At 44.0% G+C, this 18,380-nt stretch carries 12 protein-coding genes; 2 read left to right on the forward strand and 10 right to left on the reverse strand.

What is annotated here, in order from left to right; all coding sequences use genetic code 11:
* Positions 1-39 precede the first annotated feature (39 nt).
* Positions 40-828 carry a formylglycine-generating enzyme family protein gene (locus AC3CH3_RS21880; protein WP_122080857.1) on the reverse strand — a complete coding sequence of 263 codons (789 nt, stop codon included), beginning with the start codon at positions 826-828 and terminating at the stop codon, positions 40-42.
* Between the two features lie 137 nt (positions 829-965).
* Here AC3CH3_RS21880 and AC3CH3_RS21885 point away from each other — a divergent pair, with 137 nt between their 5' ends.
* Positions 966-2,297 carry an anaerobic sulfatase maturase gene (locus AC3CH3_RS21885; protein ID WP_102383215.1) on the forward strand — a complete coding sequence of 444 codons (1,332 nt, stop codon included), beginning with the start codon at positions 966-968 and terminating at the stop codon, positions 2,295-2,297.
* An 87-nt stretch (positions 2,298-2,384) separates the two neighbouring features.
* Positions 2,385-3,443: a hypothetical protein gene (locus tag AC3CH3_RS21890; protein ID WP_488538425.1), complete on the forward strand. Its 1,059-nt coding sequence runs from the start codon at positions 2,385-2,387 to the stop codon at positions 3,441-3,443.
* A 147-nt stretch (positions 3,444-3,590) separates the two neighbouring features.
* On the opposite strand, the gene ggt is transcribed toward AC3CH3_RS21890, so the two are convergent.
* The 9 genes from ggt to AC3CH3_RS21935 form a co-directional block, all read right to left on the reverse strand.
* Positions 3,591-5,321 (reverse strand): gamma-glutamyltransferase, encoded by a 1,731-nt coding sequence (gene ggt, locus AC3CH3_RS21895; protein WP_488538426.1) that lies wholly within the window; start codon positions 5,319-5,321, stop codon positions 3,591-3,593.
* Positions 5,322-5,581: 260 nt separating this feature from the next.
* Positions 5,582-6,649, reverse strand: coding sequence for a sulfate ABC transporter permease (locus tag AC3CH3_RS21900; protein WP_248641626.1), 1,068 nt, complete (start codon positions 6,647-6,649; stop codon positions 5,582-5,584).
* A gap of 1 nt (position 6,650) precedes the next feature.
* Positions 6,651-7,127 carry a hypothetical protein gene (locus AC3CH3_RS21905; protein ID WP_488538427.1) on the reverse strand — a complete coding sequence of 159 codons (477 nt, stop codon included), beginning with the start codon at positions 7,125-7,127 and terminating at the stop codon, positions 6,651-6,653.
* Between the two features lie 9 nt (positions 7,128-7,136).
* Entirely contained in the window at positions 7,137-10,340 is a 3,204-nt protein-coding gene (locus AC3CH3_RS21910; protein ID WP_488538428.1) for a response regulator, read from the reverse strand.
* 213 nt (positions 10,341-10,553) lie between these two features.
* Positions 10,554-10,928 (reverse strand): hypothetical protein, encoded by a 375-nt coding sequence (locus AC3CH3_RS21915; protein ID WP_488538429.1) that lies wholly within the window; start codon positions 10,926-10,928, stop codon positions 10,554-10,556.
* Between the two features lie 108 nt (positions 10,929-11,036).
* Complete coding sequence (locus AC3CH3_RS21920) at positions 11,037-13,175, reverse strand: ATP-binding cassette domain-containing protein (RefSeq protein ID WP_488538430.1); 2,139 nt, start codon at positions 13,173-13,175, stop codon at positions 11,037-11,039.
* Complete coding sequence (locus tag AC3CH3_RS21925; RefSeq protein WP_488538431.1) at positions 13,172-14,758, reverse strand: ABC transporter transmembrane domain-containing protein; 1,587 nt, start codon at positions 14,756-14,758, stop codon at positions 13,172-13,174. Before AC3CH3_RS21925 ends, AC3CH3_RS21920 begins: the two co-directional genes overlap by 4 nt.
* Positions 14,748-16,172, reverse strand: coding sequence for a TolC family protein (locus AC3CH3_RS21930; protein WP_488538432.1), 1,425 nt, complete (start codon positions 16,170-16,172; stop codon positions 14,748-14,750). The genes AC3CH3_RS21925 and AC3CH3_RS21930 overlap by 11 nt, the downstream gene beginning before the upstream one ends.
* Positions 16,147-18,378 (reverse strand): ATP-binding response regulator, encoded by a 2,232-nt coding sequence (locus tag AC3CH3_RS21935; RefSeq protein WP_488538433.1) that lies wholly within the window; start codon positions 18,376-18,378, stop codon positions 16,147-16,149. The genes AC3CH3_RS21930 and AC3CH3_RS21935 overlap by 26 nt, the downstream gene beginning before the upstream one ends.
* Between the last annotated feature and the right edge of the window lie 2 nt (positions 18,379-18,380).

Here is an 18,380-nt window from a genome sequence, read left to right on the forward strand (position 1 = left end):
CCATAACCTTCGGCATCTTTAGTTAGTTCGCTTCGTTAGCTAGTTCACATCCTTAACTAAACGCAGCCCCATATCTGACATAGTGATCGATTGGCTTGCGAAGTCACGACGGTAACTTTCAGATTCATTTTCGTCATAAGCAAAGCTGCCACCGCGAACCGATTTGTGTGATAAACCAACGTCGCTGTGTTTTGCGTTGTTAGGGTTGTCTGTTGGACCGAATCGGTAGAAGGTGTCATCGAAGGCATCGATAACAAACTCGCCCACGTTTCCTGTCATGTCATATAAGCCTAGTTCATTTGGTTTCTTTAGCCCGACTGGATGTGCGCTATTTTTAGAATTTGCTGAGTACCACGCAACATCATCTAAGTTATTGGAACCACTGTAAGTATAGCCTTTACTTTTGTTGCCACCTTTGGCTGCAAATTCCCATTCAGCTTCAGTTGGTAGACGGTATTCTTCGCCTGTAAGTTCGTTCAATTGCTCGACGAAGTAGTTCGCTTGTTGCCAGCTAAGGTTATTGACTGGAACTTGTGGGTTTTGGAAATAACTGAGAGATGAACCCATTACCGATTCGAACAATTCTTGAGTCACCTCAAACTTCGCAATATAGAAACTATCTACAGTTACATTACGTGCAGGACGCTCTGCTTTGGTCGCTTCTGGATCGTTCGACCCCATGGTGAATGTGCCGCCTTCAACCAACACCATCTCTTGGTCAATTTGTTGGGCGATGGGGTGTGTAGGCACGCTTGCACAGCCACTCAGAAGAATAGTCATGGTGACGCTGCTAATTGTTGCTAACTGTTTGTAATTAAGAAATTTCATCACGTGCCTCAGATGTTCGAAATAGGGTCTAATTCTAACGTTTAAGGTCATTCCTATTGGTTATAAAGGGTATAACATGTCACCTGATCGAATAGGAATTATGATGGGTCCAGAATACTAAAATAGGTAGGTAAATCATGCATATTACTCAAGGTCCCCAATATAACGGTAAAGCGTCTAAGCGCTTGCATGTCATGGCTAAGCCGATTGGCGCAGCGTGCAACATTGACTGTAAATATTGTTACTACCTAAGTAAGCAAGATTTGTTGGAGTACAAGAAAGGCAGCTCTCCAAGAATGGATGATGAGACGTTAGAAACCTACATCCGACAATACATCGAAGGTCAAAACACACCAGAAATCATCTTCTCATGGCAGGGCGGTGAACCGACCATGCTGGGGTTAGCGTATTTCGAACGTGTGGTTGAGCTACAGAAAAAGTATCAACCTGAGGGTGTATTGATTTCAAACGACCTACAAACTAACGGCACACTGCTCAATGACGATTGGGGTCGTTTCTTAGCAAAGAATAACTTCCTGATTGGTTTGAGTATTGATGGCCCTGAAATGCTGCACAATGCGTATCGTGTTAACAGAGCCGGGCGTGGCACCTTCAAACAAGTAATGGCGGCTGTTGAGTTGCTGCACAAACATCAAGTGAAATTCGCTACCCTGACTTGCGTGAACAACCTCACCAGCCAAAATGCATTAGAAGTGTATCGTTTCCTTCGCGATGTGGTGAAGTCTCCACAAATGCAGTTTATTCCTATCGTTGAGCAGAAAACCTTTAGAACCGTTGCGCCACAAACGTCTCAAGTGAGTGAGCAACTTAAGCAAGGTGACAAGCGTTTGATCCCTGGCCATAAAGATTCGATCATGGAATCTTGGTGTGTGTCTGATTTGGCTTGGGGTAACTTCCTGATTGCTGTGTTTGACGAGTGGGCAAAGAATGACATCGGTAAAGTGTTCGTTCAGTATTTTGAAGCGAGTTTAGAAACGTGGATTGGTCGTCCGAACCCGCTTTGCACCTTGAATGAGATTTGCGGTAAAGGCTTAGCGATGGAGCCAAACGGCGACGTGTTTTCTTGTGACCACTACGTTTACCCTGAATATAAAATTGGGAACATCCACCACGAGAAGCTTGATGACCTCGCATACAGCGCACCACAACAGAAATTTGGTTTCGCTAAATCACGCACGCTGACCAGTCAATGTCAGCAGTGTGACTACAAGTTTGCGTGTCATGGCGAGTGTCCTAAGAACCGTTTTATCAAAACTCGTGCTGGTGAGCCGGGTCTGAACTATTTGTGTGCAGGTTGGCACAAATTCTTTTCCCACGTTGATAAGTCTATGGCTTATGTTGCACGTGCAATGGGGCACCCTGTGGCTCATGGCAAATTCAGTGACTCAGTATTGATGGCGCATCGTGCAAAACGGACGCAACAAGCTACGTTCGAGACCAAGTTCTAACTCAGTGTCTAGGTTTATAGAGCCTAACGAATTTTAATTAAATACGTGTCTAAGGACAGGCTAAGTTCTCCAGTTTAAGGTAATACTATGATGAAGAAGAGTTTAGCGACGGCTGTTGCTTTATTGGTTTCAACGTCCGCATTGATTTCAACGTCTGCGATGGCTGCGAATAGCGTTCAACAAACGGTTGACGCGCCGGCACAAAATATCAATCAAGTGCTTGAAATGACGGACACTCAAACCCGTATTCAGCAGTTGTCTTACATGGCACAAGATCAGAACCAATCTGTTGAAAATCGTACTGGTGCACTGCAAGAGCTTGCTTCATACCCAAGCCAAAATGCGCTGGTGGCGGTGGCAAGAGGCTTAAAAGATCAAAACCCTGAAGTGCGTGAAGCGGCGGTTATCGGTTCTGAACCTTACCAACTTGAACATCGCTGGGCGTTAGTTTCACCTCTGCTAAAAGACAGCGATACCATGGTTCGCCACACGGCAACGTCAAACCTAGTCCGTGACTTCAATGCATTGGATGACGAGCAGAAAGCACAAATTGAACCACCAGTCACAGAGCTTATTAGCTTCTTGGAAACGCAAGAATCTGAAAAGTACCAATTACTGTTTGCTGATGTGCTTCGATGGCACAACGATTGGGATAAGGCGGAAACGGTTTATCTAGAGCTGATCAATACGCATCCAAAAGAAGCGCAAGTTTGGTTGAGCTACGCAGATAATTTTCGAGCTCAGAACAAAGATAAGCAAGCAGTCGAAGTATTAGATCGTGGTTTGGAGAGCGTGCCAAACAACGCCGCGCTGCATTATTCGAAATCGTTGACTCTGGTTCGCCTTGAAGACAAAACTGCGGCAGCCAAAGAGATTGAAGTGGCTGCGAAGCTAGCGAAAGATAACAGCTACTACTGGTACCTAAATGGGGTATTACAAGAAGAGTTGGATATCGACAAGTCGACTAAATCGTTCGAGAAAGCATATTTGATCTCTGGTTCTCCAGAGCAGTTATATGCGGTATGCGATATCTATGTGCGCTACGGCAATCAAAAGACCGATGATTGCTTGGGTGAGCTAGGTAAAGTGGCTCCTGACTATGTTATTGATCAGTTGAAAGAGAAACGAGTAGCGCCAAGCTCATAATATCCTAATGAGTAAATAGCGAAGCTTATAATGAAAAGCCAGTCGACACGTTCGACTGGCTTTTTCGCATCCATGAACTGCTTAGATAAGGTTCAAGCAACTAAAGACCAAATAAGGGCAAGCCTGTTACTTGCCCATTTCGTTTTATTATTCACCCATAGAGCTTGATGCACGGCGTCTGTCGGTCGCGCCATAGATCTTGCCATCTTTGACTTCAATGGCATTCAAGCCACTAACGACTGGAATGACATGCACCGGATAACCGAGCTGCATGAACTCTGGTACTAGCATTTCAGCGTAGGTTTTCTTTTCGACGAGTAAACCCGTTGGGTCATAAGGTTTGGTGCGATCAATCTTGGTGCCGTATTGGATGTTTGGAAGGTCAATGGCTTCTTGCGCAGACAGATCCCAATCTAGAACTCCTACCACGGCTTTCAACACGTAACCCGGAATTTGCGAACTGCCTGGTGAGCCGACAACTAAACGCAGGTCGTCTTTTTTATCCATAACCATTAACGGTGTGATGGCGGAACGAGGTCGCTTACCTGCTTCGATGGCATTTTGAGTCGGTTTACCGTTTATAGTGGGTTTGGTGGAGAAGTTCGCCATTTGAGCGTTAAGAATTACACCATCGACCATTACTCCTGAACCCATACCTGTGCCGACGGTGCTAGTCATAGCAATGGCATTACCGTCTTTGTCGATAATGGATATGTGCCCGGTATCTTGGCTCTCAAACCCTTGATACTGAGCGTAATCAGTATCGGATAGCTTGCCTGCTTCCGGGTTTGTTTTCGCAATGCCACTTTCAGGGATCAGTTTGCGTCGTTCATCGATGTAGGATTTGTCGAGCAGGGCATTCACAGGGGCTTCAACGTAATCAGGATCGCCCGCATAAGCGATTCGATCGGCTTTTGCGATTCGCATTGCTTCCGTCATTAAGCGCCAAGGTTCCACATCGGTTTTGGACATGTCTGCCAAGTCGTAGGCCTCTAGCATTTCAAGACTTTGAGCAACCATCACGCCACCAGAGGCAGGGTAGCCAAACGAGACAATTTTATTGCCTCGATAGTCGCTTTCGATAACCTCGCGTTGTTTGACTTGGTACTGTTTAAAATCTTCGATAGAGAGCTTAGCGTGGTCTGAGTCGATACGGCTGTTGACCGTTTCAACGATGTGCTTACCAAACTCGCCACCATAAAGGTACTTATCGCCTTGTTGAGCAATATTGGTCAGTGTGTTGGCAAGCTCTGAATTGGTCATCAAAGTGCCTGTTGGTTTAATCTCGCCGTTATTCCAATAGAGTGCTTTGATTTCTGGATCTTCAATCAATCGTTCTTGCTCACGAACCACGATGTCATAGGTGTAGCTGTTCATTGCATAACCTTTACTGGCAAGCTCAATGGCAGGCTGAACAAGCTCTGACCATGGCAGTTTTCCGTATTCTTGATGAGTGCTATAGAGCAAACGGAGCGTGCCGGGAACTGCGACAGATCTTGGTCCTAAAATCTCATTTCGACTGAGTGCTTTTCCACCTTCCATGAACATATCTGGAGTCGCACTTGAGGGCGCTTCATCACGTCCATCGAGAGCAAGAAATTGGTCTTTGTCTTTTTGATAAAACAGCGCAAAAGTACCGCCACCGATCCCTGTCATATCTGGTTCTACCACCGACATGGTCATCTGCATCGCCACCATTGCGTCGACTGCATTACCGCCTTTTTTGAGTATCGAGTACCCAGTGCTGCTTACGTATGGATTCGTTGTACTTACCATAAACTCTTCGCCAGTTTCGTCTGGCGTAATTGGAAAAGGATTTGGCTCAGCCGCGAAACCGACCGCTGAAACCAAACTTAAAGATAAAGTAGCTATTCGCATGCGTTCTCCGTTTAAGGTATCTGTTATTCGCTTTTAGGTTGACCAATTTAAGGTAGTGAAGTTCGTGACTTTACAGCCTTCTTACACAATGCTGACGGCTCTGACATTAGTGACTAAATCACCTAAATGCTTCTGAATTAAAGGATAGTTAAGATCAATGTTATGGCTTGTTAAGCATGACAATTCAAAGACATAAAAAAGCCCAGACTGTTTGATTAGCTTGGGCTTTTATTTCTATTGACGATGATTTTTACTCATGATTAGAAAACGAAACTCAACATGATTGTGTAAAGGACGGCATCTTTGTCATCAAAGCCAGTGAGCGCGTTAAAATCTTCGACAAACGCACCGTTTGACTTGCGAGCTTCGAAGTATTGCACTTCACCATTGATAGACACGTTTGGTAACACATCGTAATCCACACCAATTAGGTAGCTGTTTCCTGTTAGGTGTTCGTGAGAATCAAACTCTGCTCCGTAAACGACGTATGGAGTGAATAAATCTAGTCTATAGCCCAAACTCGCGTACATCGAGGACGAGAAGTCACTGATCTGTCCTTCACTTGCAAGCACCGCTTGACCTAATTCATACTCAGCACCTAACGACCAAAGTTGAATGTGTTGGTTGTCTGCTGTTGGGAGGGTACCAACGTTTTTAATCTTTACTGTTTGGTCAAAATTTGAATCTAGGAAAGATAAATTCCAACGATAATTTTCACCACTCAATTGAAGGTTGGCACCGAACATTCGATTGGTTTCAAATTCCAGCTCAGTACTCGAATTAAAGTCGACTTCGTTTTTGTCTTTTATACCGAAGAAGGGGGAGAGTAATAGCGTTGCTTCGTCACTGACATCATGAGTCCAACTCACTTTAATACCATTGAACGCAGTAATGCCTAAGACGGAATTGTATACCTCTGTCGGTGGCCTTGCTGTCATATAGGCTTGGCCCACATAGTAGTACTCAGAGGCAAGGAATAATGGTAGTCGTAATCGACCAACGCTGACATCAAAGTCATTAAATTCATAACCTAAGTAAGCCCACTCTAGCTGAGGCTCACTCCAATCATATTGGGGTGGCTTGACAACTTGCACGGAAGCTTTGAATGAATTGTAGAAGTAATCGAGTTGAACACCAAATGTGGTATCACAGTCGTAACAGCTCTCATCAGTAAAACCGCGGTTGATGATTAATGGATTATCGTTATCCGATGTTGCCCAAGACGTTGAGCCAAAGCCACTCAAGGATAAATTATCGGTAAGTTCGATATTCGCAAAAGCCGGAGAGGCCATTGAGGCACATAACACTGACGTAATTATTCTTTTCATATTATTTCTCCGAACTTATAACGTAGAGAACGTTGGCATTTTGAGGAACCGAAGAGAGTGGGGAGTAACCAATACGGTTTGGTTTGTCATCAAGCCAGTCCACTAAGCTGTCGGTTGATGCCGTTTTGATTTCTCTTGGATAACGCGCTTTGCCTGAAAAAGATAACCCAGCCCAATGTGCATTCATTTGAGCAGCATTTTTTCCAAGTAAAAGCTGATAAAATTGTTCTCTCTCGGCGCTGTTCTCAGGCCAGTCTGATAGTTCTACACGTTTGCCATTGAGGCGCTTGGTTTTTCCTCGGTATAGCTTTCTCGCTTTGTTTACCGATATCTCTTCAAACCCAGAGTCTAAAGAGAATATGGCGTAATCTTCTGCGGCATGAGCGGGGCTGAGAAGGAGTAAGCTTCCCAACAACGCTATCACTGCGGGTAGCAGCGCTCTGCACGAGAGTGTTTTAATTGTTTTGATCCAATCCATTGGTTTCTCCTAACAAGTCGCACTTTCTATTTGGTGGAACAGTTTTTCTTTTCTTACGGGCTTCGCTACGTACCCATCCATTCCGGAATCAAAGCACTTTTGAATATCATCATCGATAACACTGGCGGTTAACGCGATAATAGGAGTTTTGCTTAAGCCTTGGTTTTTCTCGTGTTCTCGAATCTCCTTAGTTGCGGTGAAACCGTCCATAACAGGCATCATGCAATCCATCAAAATAATGTCGAAGCTACTGTCGTTCTGGTACATATCAACGGCAATTTGTCCGTTGTCTGCTATTTCAAAGGCGTAGCCGGCCTTCTTCAGCATGATAGAAGCTACTTTTTGATTGACGCGGTTGTCTTCGACTAGCAAGATTCTCTCTGATTTGCTCGGAATTGCGTTTTGTTCCGCTTCTTCAGGCAAAGTACGTTTGGTCGCAGCCCCGTTGATAATCGGAGTGACAGTTGCAGGTTGTTTCTTCGGTTGAGCTTTATAGGAAGCTGGTAGTGGCATAGCTTCTACCGCGGTGAGCACTTTCTCTTTAAGCATTTCGAACTTGAATGGTTTTGGTACATAGTCATCCATACCAACGTCGAAACACTTCTGAATATCGTCATCGATGACACTGGCGGTCAATGCAATGATAGGGATGCGTCGCGTCGCTTCCGTTTCTTTTTCAATTCTTCGGATGTTGCTTGTTGCATCAAAGCCATCCATAACCGGCATCATGCAGTCCATGAGTATCGCCGCGTAATGAGGATTAGCGGTGAACATGTCCACAGCTTCTTGACCATTATTAGCGAACTCGAATTCAAAACCACTCTTTCCTACATGAAGCCCCGCAATCTTTTGGTTGATCTTGTTGTCTTCAACGATAAGGATTTTATGTTGGATCTCAACTTGTGGCTGGCTTGCCTCTGTTAGTTCCGCCAAACCTCGTGTATCACAAAGCTCAATAGCTTTAATTAAACGCAAGCCGAGTAGGGGCTGTGCGACTTGTGCTGTAACGCTATCACCAAGATCCGCTGGCTCACTTAAAAAGGAACGTATCAAACAGATTGTGATGCCGTTTTGGTGCAGCTTAGCTAAGTTATCTGCGTGGGTGTTAGCTAGGAATGCGTCATCTTCGGCGAAAACGACAGTGATAGGTTTAGTGTGTTTTTGAGTGGAGAGCTGCTCTGTAATTGCCGTTATATCATTCGTTTTATCGGTAACCTTCAAACCATAAAGGTTAAGGTCGGACTCGATTCGCTCGGAGAACATGTTTTCGTTACTCAGTACATAAATATCAGCTGTTGCTGAACTTGGTTTTGGCAGTATCAAGTCAACAGGCAATTCCAAGTCGAAGTAGAAACAACTCCCTTCACCTTTGACGGAGTCGAGTTGAATTTGGCCTCCCATCAGTTCAACTAACTGTGTACTGATGGCTAGACCAAGACCAGTACCACCAAATTGACGTGTGGTTGAATCGTCTTCTTGAGCGAAGGGTTCAAATATCTGTTTTTGTTGCTTTGAATCGATACCAATACCCGAGTCTCGTACAGCAAATCGAATGGTGGCATTGTTATCTGCTTTGTTGAGCGTTTGAATTGATAATGTGACGCCACCTTCAGCCGTAAACTTCACCGCATTCGACATAAAGTTCATCAAGATCTGTCTTAAACGGTGATCGTCTATCATCACGCGTGCTGGTGTATCTGGGCTGATATCAACGTTAATCGATATTCTTTGTTCTTTCGCTTTTGGTGCCACAATAGAGGCGATGTCGTATATCGACTCTCTAATCGATGCAGAGTGCGGACTGATTAATAGCATGCCAGACTCAATCTTAGAGAAGTCTAAGATATCGTTGATTAAGCTAAGTAGCAGTTGGGATGAAGTTTCGATCGTATCAACATAGTCACGTTGTGTCGGTGTAAGCGGCGTATCTGCGAGGATTTCCGAAATACCAATAACACCATTGAGCGGGGTGCGAATTTCATGAGACATGTTGGCCAAGAAGCTACTTTTTGCTTTGCTGGCTTGTATTGCGTGGTCTTTCGCGAGTTCGGCATCCTCTTTGGCTCTCTCTGCGTCTTCTTTTGCTACCGTCAATCTCTCTTTCGCGAGCTCTCGTTCGATGGTCAATCGTTCAACTTGCTGAGCAAACAGACTGAGTTCATCTTTACCTTGGATTAATTTATCTAGAGAAGGGCGCGTGTCATCATTTTCGCTTTTTAAGAAAGCTAACACCAAATTAAGGTTGTTAGTGACTTGTCTCGCCAAGCTAAGAGTTAAACCCATAACAATCGCTGCCAGCAAAGCGACGATTGAAATAAACAGGGTTCGTTGTATTTGTGCGTCATAGATGGCTTGCTCAACTTCTTGTTGGAACTCTTGCTTGATTACGCCGCCAAGGCTTTGTAATAAGTTGAGCCGTGCGCTCATCGCTTCTAAGCCGACAGACACTTCTTGTGGCGTCAGTTGGCTGATTGTATTTAGGTCGAGTAGCGCGCTTCTTATCTCTTGGCTTTGAGCAAACACATCATTTCGAAACACTTCAACCATCAAAGAAACTTGATGTTCGTTGGCGTTCAATGAAACAAAGCGCTCTAAGAACAATTGCTGTCTTTCACTCAAGGTTTTGATCTGTTCGGCGAGTTCTGGGTCGTACTCTTGGCTGATTTGGAAGATCTCAATCAGTGAACTACCAAGCTTGAACTCTTCGTTCGACCAAAACATCAACCACTCAAGTTGTTGAAGGGCAGTGAGGTGCTGTTGAATTTCACGTTTAGTGTTTTCAAAAGGGACTTTCTCTACTTCAAGTAACAGTTGCTTGTATAAATCGCTCTGCCATTCGAGGGCATCCAATTTATCGTAAGTGTCAGTCGCTTGCATCGTCGATAAGGTCGCTTCGCTGAAATCGGCAACAAGTTGATTCATTTCATCAGATGCGTCTAAAAAAATGATGGGAGACAGGTTTTTAAGTTCTGCCTTTACTTGGTTGCTTTGAGTAGCAAACTCTTCAGGGCTAGAGGCTAAGGTACTTCTGTACAAAATAGAAATATCTTGAAGATAGACAGATAACTGATTGGTTCGTTCAAAATCGGTTAACTGAGTCGTTAATATATAAGCCTGTCTACCTGCTAGGAAGAGTAATAATGAAATGGGAAGTAGAACTAAGCCAAAGAGTTTATGTTTGACTGAAAGGTTATTCCAGACCGTAATCGCCATATAAGGATCCATCCAACTGTCGTTATATAAAAACAGTAGAATAAAAATGCCGATATGGAAACTTTGAAACGGTAAATTTTACGCAAGTGTGGGAGGGGTATAAGTTCTTGTGATTCCAGAGCTTATTTTGAAATGCGTTCTTTTATTAGTAATTTATAGCGTTTGGCAGTTTGTTTAATTTTATGCTTATTGATGAATTACTTAAAAAGCTTATTAATGAGGACGATTGCTATCGAGGCTTAATTCGAAAAGAAGTTGCTCTAATACGGTTTTTGCAGAGGGTTCTAATGTCCAAATACCGAGCATTCTATTAAGTGCGGCGCGATACACTCTGTTTTTGAGTAGGAAGGCGAGTGTGCTCGTATCATTGCTGAATACGTGCATTTGTACGACGGTGAGCTCTGCTTTGTTCTCAATGTCTATTTTCTGAAGATTGCAAGCGGGTAGGAAGGCAGACTCATACCAAACCTCAACGATCTCTCGAAGCTCCATCTCTTCTTCAGGTACATCGCACTCCTGAAGTTGGTGGTTTTCAGGGATTGCGGATAAGTAAGCTACATCAAGCTTGTCTGCAACGAATGTGTACATATTCTTCCTTGTTACCTGTGGTATTGGGGCGAATCATCCCTCTCGCTTATGAATTTGTCAATTATATCCATTTCCCTAAATAGCGAATTGTGATTAAGCGTTGAGGTTTTAGCTTAAGCTGTTTAAGTATTTGTCTGTTAAGCCAAAATATTTCAAATTCCCATCCGGCTCTAACACTAAACTCATGTTTGATGTTGCGATCAAACCAGGGTCGTTAGTCGAAAAAATCACGGTCTTATTCAACAATTTATCGGAGAACAGGCGATTAAAGTATTGAGCGTTTTCTTGCTCTGCACCGTTGAACGGTTCATCAATGATAATCAGAGATTGCTCACAGTTACCTAGGCCAAGCGCCAGCCGCAACTTTTGTTGAATTCCATTCGGAAGACTTTTGCATTTGTCGACACTTAACTGAGTAGCCAAGCCTTCCGGAAGCCATTCATCTAACTCGAAGAAGCTCACCATCTCTTGCATCTTGTCTGTTGGAATCAGCCCGTTATGTAGAATGAAGTTGGTCTCGAGTGAGCCTTCAAAAATATGCAAATTAAAAGGGATGTAGTTAATCGAGGTACGATAACGGTAGCTATTGAACTGTTTAATGTTGTAACCATCGACAGAAACTGCGCCTTGATAGCGGTCTTCTAACCCAGCAATGATTGAAATTAAGGTGGTTTTTCCGCAGCCTGTTGGGCCACAAATGACCACTTTTGCACTGGGTGGGATTTTGAACCCCAAGTTAGTTAAACCCGTCGCGGCTCCTGCGTATCGGTGACTGACTCCGCTGCCTACAATGCTGCCTTGGAACAGGCGAATAGGCGGGCTTTTCTCTAAGGTTAATTTGTCGTCATTCATCGACATTAAGTTATTGATCTGTGCTGATGAAGCCTTAATCGACTGGAATTTAGAAATTGAGTTGTAGATACCCATGATCGGACCTAACGCCTTCCAAACCAATATCACTGTCGCGAGCATCGCACCAGCATCAGAAGTCCCTTCCATTACTCCGATTACTGCGGTCACGATACTTGCAGTACCAATCACCTGGATCAAACTGCCGCCAGCAGCCTGAATCTTACTGTTAGTCACGGCAACGTTCTCGGCATCACTGGTGCTTTGCATATGTGAAGCACTGAAACGAGATTGAACGACACGAAGTAAAGGAAGGCCTTGGATAGTTTTGATACCACGAAGGATTTCATTCCATTGATACGAGACCATCGCATTGGCGCGCGAGCTTTTGGATGTGGCTTGCGAGTAGATATAGCGAGAATACACACAGAACACCAACATCAAGATTAAGCCACCCATCACTACAAGCGCTGCCGTACCCGACATAAGGGCAATGGCGATGATAAATACAATTACAAACGGCATATCAAAATAGCTAAGCGTTGATTCTGCGGTCACTAAGCGTCGGAAGGTGTCGATATCTTTCAAACGAGCCAACTGAGACGAAACCCCAGCGGTTGATGTCATCGCGTAGGGCAGCCATAGAAGTTTCGATATTACGGCTTGTGAGATGTGCACCGCGAGATCTTTACCGGAGGTCGCAATAATGTTGACGCGCATTTTCTTAAAAAAGTATTCAGAGAAGCCAACAATGATGGCAAATAAAGTTAGCCAATAGAGTGTTGCTTGAGAACTCGAAGTTAGCGCGAAGTTATACACACTCATAATAAAGAAGGGCTGTAACGCGCCCAGTATACTGATGACGAAGCTCAGTATGATCAAGCTTTTAAGTTCGTTGTTATAACGATAGAAAGCGTATTTTATCCAATTGCTTCTGTCTTGCGATTCCGGCGGTGGTTCGCGGAATAGACGAGAATATTCGCTAATCGAAATCAGCAAACAGGGCTTTTTACACATTGGGTATTCAATGGTGTTGTTGTTCGTGTAATCAAACAGGAGCAACTTTCCATCCTTAGTACCTAAGAAAATGGCGCTAAGGTTCTCTATCTCAATAAAGCATGGGTGAGGGTACTGATCGATATTCTCGAGAGTTTTTAGCTTGGTCACATCACAACGGTATCCAAGACGCTCTATAGTCGCAGTAAAACTGTTGCTGTCTTTTTGTTTAGGAATAAAAGCGTCACTGAGAATAGACGGTGTGCCTTCCCATTCCAGTGCTATCAGGGTGTAAGCTAAGCCACGAATCAGCGGTGACTGACTGTAGCGTTCATCATAACCACTTGCTTCAAAGTCCAACACCCGCTGCGGAACATTGTTGAAGTCAACTAGGATGCTCATTGATCACCTCCGGTAAGTTTTACGCGTTTGAGGCGGTGGTTTAGTTTGTCCATCTTATTACTGGCGATGATTAGGATTTTGTCATTGGCACGATAGGCGGTACTGGTCAGCACCACTCGTGCAAATTCCTCATCATAGACACAATCGATATCATCAAATATCAATACACGCTTACTGGCGAGCAGGGCGCGAACCAATAATAAGGCGTAACCTACTTGGCGTGAGAATGGGTTACGCATGTGACCTTTGAGTTCGGTATAGAAACCTGCAGGCAACCCATCAATTTGAGCCTTGATTTTCATGGTTTCACATAAGGCGAAAGCCGTATTGTTCAAGCTTGGGCGGAAACAGGTGAGGTTATCGATAATCGTCCCTTCTACGAACGAGCTGGTCTTATCAACCATCAGTACACTGTTACGCCAAACGTTATAGTTAACATCATCGAGAGGCGTGTCATTAATCATTATATCCAGTTTGTTATCGCTGTTCTGCCGCGTAATACAGTTGGCGAGATGGGTCTTGCCTGTGCCACTTTTACCGGTCAGTAAATAAGCTTGTCCGAGTTCGAATTCAATACGCTGCTTTTCAGAATATTTAACAGAAATACGTTCTACTTCCGTTGTCTCATGTTGATGTTCAACAGACGCTGCCAGTTCAAGCAGTTCCGCGATACGTTGGATATGGAGCTTATTTAATTCCCAGCGGCTCGCAGTACGCATTACTTGTTGGTAAGGCGCGAAGTAACGGTTGGTCAGCATAATGATCGCTGCCATGATGCCTTGGCTTGATTCCATGTTGATAACAGCGGTTGCTAGTACTACAACAACGCAAGCAATTGAAAGCTGTTGGATGAGCGCCAAGATCAAGCCGAAGTTCGATTCAATCTGTTCGTATTTGATGTTTTCAACTTCACGTTCCTCGACCATTTGTGTCATCAGGCTTTCAACGCGGTATTCCATGTTTCGCGCTTTGATATCCAGCGGGCTAGAAATGATCTCGATGATTTTAGAAGTCGTTAAGCCTTCTATGTCTGACTTATTTTGTAGGCTGCCAATCTTTTGTTTAGAAAGGCTCCAAGCGAAAATAGCTAAAATGAGCGAGGCAATCAGAAGCGTCACGCCAGCCCATATGTTGATGAGGCCAATAATAAGGATGGTTATTACGCTGACGGCAAGGTTGATCAGCGCTCGAACCGACTCGCCACCAAAGAAGGTTTTCAGCTCAGGAATGGTTGAGATCCGTTCTAGGTATTCCCCCGGTTCTAAACGGCGGAATTTGGAGATCTCAGCCAAACAGATGGATTGGAAGACCTTGTTGGTTAAGTTGGTCTCAAACTGCCTCATGATGACGGAAGATATCTTTTCCTCCTGATTTTTTAAGTGATAGTCGAGGAAGATGGAAATCAAGATAATCGCGAATAATAAGAACAGAGTATCCTGTGCTTGGTTGGGTAATACTCGGTCGAAAATGATCAGAATAGAGAAGGGCAGTACCAAGCCAAATAGAGTGGAAATTATCGTAGAGAAAGTCAGATAACACTTATCTGCCATATTGATTTTTTGAGAAAACTGCTCAGTTTGCATTGCGACCTCCTGTTTTCAACGACTCAGTTGAGAGAAGGTGTTTAGGCACTAATTCTTGATTGTTTCGTCCTTCGATATCACTCATCAATTGCATGATGCTTTCTATCGATTGAATCGAGAGCACGCCCTTAACTTGCTCAAGCTTGATGGTTTCGATGATGTAGTCGTATCGTGCGCTTTCATAATCTCTTAAGGCGCTGAAAAGCTTACTTTCTGCGGCAAGTAAATCGGTGATTGTACGGGTGCCTAACTGGTATGCCCTTTGAATACCTTTGTAAGACGCATAGTTGGCGCGAATGATGTTCTCGTAACTGCTTATCGATTGCGAAAAATCGTTAATGTTGAGCACAGAGGTGTTCACGCTGTTACGGGTGGTGTAAAGCGAATCTTGATAAAGCAGCTCGGTACGTTCAATTGCCGTCGATGATTTTTGATATCCATAGTAATCAGAACCACCAGACAAAATAGGCAAGGCTAGATTCAAGCCAACGCTAGTTGAGTTGCTTTCGCCTGTCGCAGTGATGTCGGTTTTATCGTAGTTATTGGCGTCATCGTGACGATAATTGGCTGAAAGCGACACGGTAGGTAAGAAGTTTGTACCGCTCTCTTTTAAGCTTCTACGGCTTCTCTCGACGTTTTTCTTCGCCACTAACAAGTCGTTGTTGAGCTTTAATGCTTGATCCATGATTGAGTGTTGTTCGCTTTCGTTTATCTCTTTTAAAGGCACACTTTCGTATATATCTTGTGATGGAGTGATAGGGTACTGAATCTGAATGGATAGCCCGTTGAGAATGACACGGCGATCTTTCTGCAAGGTTCTTAATCGATTCGACACGCCTTCTTTCTGAGCGATAACTTCGTACAGCTCGCTTGCGGCTGTATTGCCGAGCTCCACATTGCGTCTCATCTGATGCTCACGAGTCTCAGACGATTTAAGCTCGACCTTGGTCGCTTTTATCTGCGCGTTGTTTTTCAAATACTCGAAGTATTGAGAGCCGATTTCAGAGATGGTGCTTTGGATTTTGTTCTCGTGTTTGATTTCTTCAATATTGAAGTCGAGTTTTGCCGTGCCATATTTGAAAATATCACCAAGATTGAATATCGACTGAGAAAGGGAAAGGCTGTAGCTGTTTGAGTTATAGATAGAGGTTTCATCGGGCACGCTCGATAACAAGGTTTCATTCTCATTCCATGTAGTATCAGCTGCACCATTGAGTGAAGGAAGAAACTTAGAGCGGCTTATCCCAATGTTGTATTCGTTCTCTTCCACACCTTTATCACTGGCGCGAAGGGATAGGCTGTTTTGCAGGCCGAGTTCTACCGCCTCAAGCAGGGTCGTCGCCGATGCTGAAGGTATCGTGCTGAATGCAAGCGCAGCCATAATGCTGCTAGTTAAGTTTCTGTACCGCCACATACTTGTTGATCACCTTGATGATTTGGTCGCTTTTGTAAGGTTTGCTGATCACGTAATCCATTCCGGCTTCAATACAAGCCTGGTGTTCGTTACTGCTGGTCAATGCGGTTGCCCCTATGATGGTACAAGGGTTTTTCTCGTTCTCTTGTTCAAACTGGCGAATGCGTTTGGTCGCTTCAATGCCGCCCATACCCGGCATAATGCAGTCCATGAAGATGATGTCAGAACGTTTATTCATGAAGTGCTCAACTGCGTCGGCACCATCGCCAACCGTGTCTGGTTCATACTCTTGTTTGGTCAAAATTCGTTTAAGTAAGATCTGTTGAACTCGGTCATCCTCTACGATAAGGAATGAACTGTTTTCCATCTGCTCTTCTGATGCTTCTGCTTCCATAATGGTGAGTAAGTTCGGAATAAACTCATAAGGAATCGCAGGGGAGTTGATGATCTTATCGACGAAGCTGTGACACTCTTGTGCATGCTGAGTATTGGTTACAGACAGCAACAGCTTGGTATTTGGATGATTCTTAAGTTGAGATTTCACCGTTTTGCTCAGTGATGGCAGCTTGTTGGGTTCAAATGTATCGGTCAGCATGATGGCATCGTACTCACCAAAGGTCTTCGCCGCTGAAAATAACTCATTTGCAGTGCGGATTTCAGTGATATCAAGCCCCAAGTTACTGAGCATTTTCTTCATTACATCGATCCGAACTTGTGTATTGGCGCAAAGCAGTAAACGCTTGCCGTCGAAGCGAGTTTTCTCTGTGTGGAAGTTCTTAGCCTTAAGATCAAGCTCGATCTGAAAACGTTCCTGAGCCCCTGACTGGAACCAGTGGCTCTCGTAATATCCGTAATCCTTCAGAACACTTTTCGCTAAGTCATCTGTGCTGGCTGTATGGTCTTTGTGTGCGCTCCAATGGAGTTTGTTGAGCTTGGCAACAGAAACATCCAGTGTTGATAAGAAGTTGAGGTTGATGGTGACACGGGTATTTTCCATGTCTGAAGCCGCACCCGATTCAATCGTTACAAACAGTTTCTTATTTGATTTGAGTTGAATAGCGTTAGAAAGTTGAAGGAACAGTATCCAGAATAAGCTGGTGGATTGGCCTGCAACACGATTCGGTAAGTTGTCAGAGATAAAACAGTCAAGTTGGCTTTCATTACGTTGTACTTTGGCACTGATATGAATCATTAATTCAGATAACACGCTCAGTAAAGAGAACTCTTTCGACTTGCTTTCCGTACCCTGTGATATCAAGCGATTATAGTTTTCTGCTAACTCAGATAGTGTGCTACACGCAGAGGTAATATCGTTCGCCATCAACACGCCGTTTTCATCGGTTTCTTGAACCAGATATTGGACGCCACCGTTGATGGTGTTTGTAATTCCGCGAATCTCATAACCGATCAGCGCATACAACTGTTTGTAGAGATCGTTATTGCGCTTTTGGTCTTCTAATTTACTGAAAATAAGTTTGAGATGAGAGTAAATCTGACGCTGCTTGGGGTTGATGCTAACTTCATTAAGAAGCTCTTCAAGACGTTGTAAATCTAGCTGCTTCAGCTCTTGATACAGGGCATCGAATTCATAGTCGATTTCGCGTTCGTTCGAGCTGGATTTCTTCAGTTTCAACATAGCAACTGAGTTGGATAGAATCGTAATCACAGCCAATATCACGGCCACCATAAACAACCAGATAAAGAACTCGTTTTTCTCAGACATTAAGTCATTCGCATGGTTGTTAAACATGGTGCGATAGTTGTCGTCCATCTGCAGATAGTTATTGGTCAATGAAAGGTACAAGCCCAATAAGTCGTTACGTGTTTTTGGGCTATCGGAGAAACGATTAATCGCCAATTCCAGTTGCGTGTATTCAGTTGCTCCAACCAAGCTGAACTCGGTTTTGTTCAACGAGGCTAAAGAGCGAAACTCATCAATTTCACGCTTTAAGTTAACTAGGTTGAATTCGTTAGTACCGCAAGTGTTGGTACTTAAACACTGTTGCAGAGTTTGAATATCTTGTTCTATGGTCTGATTAAGCTTCTGGGCTTGTATGAGCAGTGGGGCGCTTTGTACTTGTGCGACTGAGTCTATTTTTGACCAAGAAAAGTATAAATAGAAAGCGAGCGCAGCCAATACCCCGCTAAATAGTATGCTTAGACGCAGAGCGGGTACGGAAATATTGTACGAAGGTTTTCCGCTCATCG

The organism is Vibrio sp. QJM3NY_35 (genome assembly GCF_057785915.1).